Genomic DNA, 4,155 nt, shown 5'->3' with positions numbered 1-4,155 from the left:
TTCGATTTCGTGATCATCGACATGGAGCACGTGCTGATCAATCCGGAAACCGTGGAGAACATGATCCGCACCGCCGAGAGCTACGCGCTGACACCCCTGGTGCGGGTGGCGGACCTCAACCCGAAAACCTTGCTGCGCCTGCTCGATGGCGGCGCCCAGGGCATCGTGTTGCCGATGATCGAAAGCGCCGAGTCCCTGGCCGACAGCATTCGGGCCTGCAAGTACCACCCCCAGGGCACTCGCAGCCTGAACGCCGGGCGCCCCGGGGCCTTTGGCAAACACAGCCTGGCCGACTACATCGGGCTGGCCAACGAGCAAATCATGGTGGTGGCGATGATCGAAAGTGCCGAAGGCGTGCGCCGGGCGGCCGAGATTGCCGCGGTGCCTGGCCTGGACATGATCCTCGAGGGCGCTGCCGACTTGTCGCAATCGCTGGGCACGCCCTGGCAGATCGACCGGCCCGAGGTGCAGCAGGCGCTGCTCGCCAGCTGGCAGGCCGCCAGTGCCGCCGGTGTGCCGTATTGCGCGATTCCGCGCCAGCCGGGCGATCACCAACGTTGGTTGGCCCGCGGGGTAAACAGTTTTGTTTTGGGTGACGAGCGTGGCATCGCTTTTCGTGCTCTCCAGGCCAGATTGGCCGCCACTTCAGCAGAAGGAAAATAATCGGATGAATTTCACCGCAATGGCCGCCGACAAAGTGATGCAGGATCTGGTCGACTGCTTGCTGGCCGAACATTTTTTCGGCACCGAGCCGCTGAACCTGGTGGCGCCCTCGGCTGCGGCCGATCAGCCTTTTACCGGGTTGAGCGCCGGGCAACGGATCTGGGAATGGCCCTGCGAGTCCCAGGGCTGCATCGTCATTGCCCTGCGTCCCGGCATTACCCAGCAATGGGAAAAAGTACCGGGCACGCCGGTATGGACCCGACGGGATGAGCAGCTGACCGAGCTGTCGCCCGAGGCCTTCACCACCCAGGTGCTGGCCGGGATGACCGATCGCTACCCGGACAATGAAAAGGGCTTTGCGCTGTTCCTCGATGTGCTGCGCACCAGCGTGCGGCAAACCGAGTTGTCCCTGAGCCATGGGGTCGACAGCGCGCGCTTGCTGGAAAAAAACAACGCGGATTTCTTCCTGACCATGGAGCAGTGGGCATCGCTGCGAGATCGTCCTTATCACCCGCTGGCCAAGGCCAAGCAGGGGTTGAGCGAGACGGAATATCAACAGTACCAGGCCGAGTTCGCGCGCCCGGTGGCGTTGCATTGGGTGGCGGTCGATCGCACCTTGCTGCAGTGCGGCGACGGGGTGACGGACCTGGCGCAGAATTACCCCGCCCAGTACCTGTTGCCGCCGCTGTTGCAGGCCGACCTGCAGCAAGAGCTGCAACAGCGGGGCATTGTCGGGAGCCATGTGGCGCTGCCGGTGCACCCATGGCAGTTCGAGCATGCGCTGCAAGCGCAGCTCGGCGACGCGTTTGCCCGCGGCGACTGCCAGCGACTGGACTTCACCGACGGTGACTTCTTCGCCACCTCGTCGTTGCGCTCGATGACCCCGTGCTTCAACAGTGCCGACTACCTCAAGTTGCCGATGGCAATCTATTCCCTCGGCGCCTCGCGTTACCTGCCCGCGGTGAAGATGATCAACGGCGGCCTGAGTGAAGCCTTGCTGCGCCAGGCGCTGGCCAAGGACGAAACCCTGCAAGAGTCCCTGCACCTGTGCGATGAAACCAAGTGGTGGGCGTTCATGCCGCCGGACGCGACACTGTTCGACGAGGCGCCGCGCCACCTCTCGGCCATGGTCCGTGGCTATCCCCCAGCGCTGCTGGCAGACCCGGACACTCGCCTGGTGCCCATGGCGGCGCTCGGAACGCCACTGCCCGGCAGCAACCAGCACTTTTTCGATGACTGGATGACCTACCGCCAACTGCCGGCCAGCGCCGCGTCAGTGATGACCCTGTTCCGCGAGCTGTGCCACAGCTTCTTCGACATCAACCTGCGGATGTTGCGCATCGGCATGCTCGGGGAAATCCACGGGCAGAACGCGGTGCTGGTGTGGAAGGCCGGCTTCGCCCAGGGCCTGCTGTTGCGCGATCACGATTCGCTGCGCATCTACGTGCCGTGGCTGGAACGCAACGGCCTGGCCGACCCGGCCTACCGGCTGAAGAAGGGCCACGCCAACACGCTGTACCACGATCGTCCCGAAGACTTGCTGTTCTGGTTGCAGACCCTGGGTATTCAGGTCAACCTCCGCGCCATTATCGATACGCTGGCTGAGGTTTACGCCTTGCCGCCGACCCGGTTGTGGAAAGCAATGGGCGAGGAACTCAACGAGCTGATCGACACCATCGAGTTTGATGCCGAGGCGCGAACCATGATCAAGCACCAGTTGTTCGAAGCGCCACACTGGCCGCAGAAATTGCTGCTGACCCCGATGATCGAACGGGCGGGCGGCCCTGGCAGCATGCCGTTTGGCAAAGGCCAGGTGGTCAACCCGTTCCACAGGCTCGATCACGATGCCTGAACCGCGACATCATCCTTCCAGGCGCACGCTGCTGCGCCTGTCCCTGGGGGCGCTGGCCCTCAGGTGTTGCGCGCCGGCGTGGGCCGACACCGGCGCCGCGCCGTTGCGGGTGATCACCCTGTTTCAGGGTGCCACCGACTGCGCCGTGGTGTTGGGCGTGACGCCCTGTGGCGTGGTGGATTCCTGGAGCGAAAAACCGACCTATCGCTATTTGCGCGAAGCCTTGGGCGCCGTGCCCCATGTCGGGCTGGAAACCCAGCCCAGCCTCGAGGACATCGCGCTGCTCAAGCCGGACCTGATCGTGGCCTCGCGCTTTCGCCATGAACGCATCGCGCCCTTGCTCCGGCAGATCGCCCCGGTGCTGATGCTGGAGGAAGTGTTTGAATTCAAAAAGACCCTGGCCCTGATGGGCGCTGCATTGCAGCGGCAACAGCAGGCCGATGACATTCTCAACCGTTGGCAGCAGCGTGTGGCGCAACTGCGTCAGCAATTGCAGCAGACCTTTGCCGGCCGCTGGCCGCCGACGGTGTCGATCCTGGATATCCGCGAAGACCATATCCGCAGCTACCTGCCGGCCAGCTTCCCCGGTTCCGTGCTCAGCGAACTGGGCTTCAACTGGAGTGACAGCAGCCGGGAGGCGAGCGGGGTGTCGATCAAGCTCACCAGCAAGGAGAGCCTTGCGGTGGTGAATGCCGACATCTTTTTCGTGTTTCTGCGGGCGCAGAACGCGGCGGTGCAACGCAACTACCAGAGCCTGGTGCAACACCCGCTGTGGCAGCAGATGCGTGCGCCGCAGCAAGGCCAGGTGTGGCAGGTCGATGGCATCGCCTGGAGCCTGTCGGGCGGCATGCTGGGGGCGAACCTGATGCTCGACGACGTGGCCCGCGTGGCCGCCGCGCAGGTGGCCTCATGAGTCCTGGTGCAAAGCTGTGCTGCGCCGGGGTCGTATTGCTGTTGTGCTGCGTGTTGAGCCTGGCGGTCGGTGCCACCTGGATTCCGCTGCCGCAGATTGCCGCGGCGTTTGTCCACCCCGACCCGCTGAGTATCGATCATGTGCTGGTCACCACCACGCGCCTGTCGCGGACCCTGATGGCGATTTCCGTCGGCGCCAGCCTGGCGGTCGCGGGCGCCCTGATGCAGGCCCTGACGCGTAATCCGCTGGCGTCCCCCGGCCTGTTCGGGATCAATGCCGGTGCGACTTTTTTCATCATCCTGTTTTCCTCGATCTTCTCCCTGGCCTCGCCGGATGCCTGGCTGTGGTGTGCCTTTCTGGGCGCGGCCGTGGCGGGGTGCCTGGTGTGGTTGATCGGCAACATGGGGCAGGGCAGTCTCAGTCCGCTGCGCATCGTGCTGGCGGGGGCGGCGATGGCCGCGCTGTTTTCCGCCTTCAGCCAGGCGTTACTGGTGGTGAACCAGGATGGCCTGGACACGGTGCTGTTCTGGATGGCCGGTTCCTTGACCGAACGCAGCCTGTCGACCGCCGCACCCTTGTTGCTGTGCGCGGTGCTTGGCTTGTCGGGGGCGCTGTTGCTGGGCGGGCAGCTCAACGTACTGAACGCCGGGGAAGAGATTGCCACCGGGCTCGGGCAGCGTACCGGGCTGATCCGGCTGCTGATGAGCGTGCTGGTGATCTGTCTGGC

The 4,155-nt window shown here is 64.5% G+C and carries 4 protein-coding genes; all 4 read left to right on the top strand.

Annotation, left to right across the window (positions count from 1 at the left end; genetic code table 11):
- Positions 1-663, top strand: a 663-nt coding sequence (locus ABWY06_RS02130; RefSeq protein ID WP_353923914.1) for an HpcH/HpaI aldolase family protein, incomplete at its 5' end; no start/stop codon positions are given.
- A gap of 4 nt (positions 664-667) precedes the next feature.
- Positions 668-2,515 (top strand): IucA/IucC family protein, encoded by a 1,848-nt coding sequence (locus tag ABWY06_RS02125; protein WP_353923913.1) that lies wholly within the window; start codon positions 668-670, stop codon positions 2,513-2,515.
- Entirely contained in the window at positions 2,508-3,428 is a 921-nt protein-coding gene (locus ABWY06_RS02120) for an ABC transporter substrate-binding protein (RefSeq protein ID WP_138965262.1), read from the top strand. The genes ABWY06_RS02125 and ABWY06_RS02120 overlap by 8 nt, the downstream gene beginning before the upstream one ends.
- Positions 3,425-4,155, top strand: a 731-nt coding sequence (locus tag ABWY06_RS02115) for a FecCD family ABC transporter permease (protein ID WP_353923912.1), incomplete at its 3' end; no start/stop codon positions are given. The genes ABWY06_RS02120 and ABWY06_RS02115, both read left to right, overlap by 4 nt.

It is taken from the genome of Pseudomonas sp., from assembly GCF_040514055.1.
GTDB lineage: Bacteria > Pseudomonadota > Gammaproteobacteria > Pseudomonadales > Pseudomonadaceae > Aquipseudomonas.
Note: the sequence above shows the minus strand (reverse complement) of the source record. Positions and strands in the feature narration are given on the sequence as shown.

Bases quoted from the DNA above. Each gene is read 5' to 3' on its own strand.
- ABWY06_RS02125 (WP_353923913.1), top strand. From the start codon at position 668: ATGAATTTCACCGCAATGGCCGCCGACAAAGTGATGCAGGATCTGGTC.
- ABWY06_RS02120 (WP_138965262.1), top strand. From the start codon at position 2,508: ATGCCTGAACCGCGACATCATCCTTCCAGGCGCACGCTGCTGCGCCTG.